Annotated in this window: 1 protein-coding gene; it reads left to right on the top strand. The window is 46.7% G+C overall.

Going from position 1 to position 1,980, the window contains the following annotated elements:
* Positions 1-1,860 (top strand): bifunctional tRNA (5-methylaminomethyl-2-thiouridine)(34)-methyltransferase MnmD/FAD-dependent 5-carboxymethylaminomethyl-2-thiouridine(34) oxidoreductase MnmC (mnmC, locus tag AB4653_RS14195; RefSeq protein WP_372104505.1); only part of this gene is annotated, 1,860 nt, incomplete at its 5' end.
* Positions 1,861-1,980 lie beyond the last annotated feature (120 nt).

Here is a 1,980-nt window from a genome sequence, read left to right as displayed (position 1 = left end):
GTCTGGCAATGGTTCGATGCTTTTCTTAAAGATAACCCACAAGCTACGACCAAAGAGTTACATTTCATCAGTTTTGAAAAATATCCTTTAAATAAAGATGATCTAATCAAAGCGCACCAATCGTGGCCAGAATTAGCGGAGTATGCGACACAACTCCAAGAACACTACCCGATTGCCCTGCCCGAATGTCACCGCATTGTGTTAGGCGATGGTGCTATCACGCTTGATTTGTGGTTTGGTGATATTAAGGATTGTATGCCAAACGTGCCGACCCCTCGCAAAGGTTTAGTCGATGCGTGGTTCTTAGATGGCTTTGCTCCAAGCAAAAACCCTGAAATGTGGAATCAAAACCTATTCAACGGCATGGCCAAACTGGCAAAGCAAGATTGCAGCTGCGCCACCTTCACCGCAGCAGGCTTCGTTCGCCGTGGGCTGATTGAAGCCGGCTTTGAAATGAAAAAGGTTAAAGGCTTTGGTACTAAGCGAGAAATGATTGCAGGCCGACTTGGCGAAAAGCGCGCTCACACCAACATCAAACCTTGGTATGGCCTAGCTCAACACAGTAATTCACAAGATATAGCCATTATCGGTGGTGGTGTCGCCAGTGCTGCATTAGCCAAAACGCTAAGCCGACGTGGTAAAAACATCACCCTTTATTGTGAACACCCACAAGCTGCGGGCAATGCCTCAGGTAACAACCAAGGCGCCATTTATCCGCTACTCAGCGAAGCGACATCTAATGTTTCAAGAATATTTGGTCCGGGCTTATTGTTTGCCCGCCAATTTATTAATCAAGCAGCACAATCAGTAAACTTCGATCACAATTGGTGTGGCGTGAACATTTTGATGTGGGATGAAGGCTCCACTAAAAAGCTCAATCGCATGTTAGAAGGCAATTTCCACACAGATCTGATTCAGCGTTTAACGCCAGAGCAAGCCAACGAAAAGATTGGCTTACCAGTCGATAAAGAGAGTGTCTACTTTCCACTGGGAGGTTGGTTAAGCCCTCTCCAACTGACTCAAGGTTTGATTGGCAGGTTAGAAGAGACCAACCAAGTGAGCGCGCACTATCAACATCAAGTGACTCAACTTGAGTGGCTCGAAGTTGAACAACAATGGCAACTCACCATTGAGACACCACAAGGTGAGATTCAAACCAAGCACGACCAAGTAGTTGTCGCGAACGGACACAAGTTCACTCAGTTTGAGCAGACTCAGCCTGTACCTCTAACTCCAGTTAAAGGCCAAGTGAGCCATATTCCGACCACGGAAAGTCTCAGCCAGCTAAAAACCGTGTTGTGCTTTGATGGCTATCTTACGCCGCAGAATCCAAACAATGCTCATCACTGTATTGGTGCCAACTATGACAAAACCAATATAGACCAAGAATTTGATATTGAGGTTCAGCAGCACAATGGCGATCGCCTACATGGGTCGCTGCCAGACCAAAAGTGGACAAAAGATGTCGACACCAGTGGCAACCTAGCGCGCCAAGGCATCCGCAGCGTAAGCCGTGACCACCTTCCGTTTGTCGGAAACGTTGGCGATTTTGAATCAATCAAAGAACAGTACCAAGACCTGCACAACTTCAACCCGCAACGTCACTCTGTTGATGATGTTCAAACGGTAGCAAGCTTCCCTAACCTATACTGCTTTATCGGGCTAGGCTCACGTGGCTTGAGCTCTGCGCCATTATTAGCTGAAGTGTTAGCATCGCAAATTTGTGGCGAACCGCTTCCCTTACCTGTCGATGTGCTTGAAGCGATTCACCCAAGCAGAATGTGGGTGCGCAGACTGCGTAAAGGTAAGGCATTAACGGCTGGATGGGTTGCAGACAAGCACTCTAAATCAAATTCATAGTTTCTAGTTCAGCTATTCTGAAGTTTCTGAAGTTTCTGAATATCAGAAATATCTAAGGCTAAAAGCTAGAAAGCCCGAGCGACATTATGTCACTCGGGCTTTTTGTTGTTCGTGTTGATC

The organism is Vibrio sp. 10N.222.48.A3, assembly GCF_041475345.1.
GTDB classification, from domain to species: Bacteria; Pseudomonadota; Gammaproteobacteria; order Enterobacterales; family Vibrionaceae; genus Vibrio; species Vibrio tasmaniensis_A.
The sequence above is the reverse complement of the archived record's forward strand: the minus strand, read 5'-3'. Positions and strand labels throughout refer to the sequence as shown.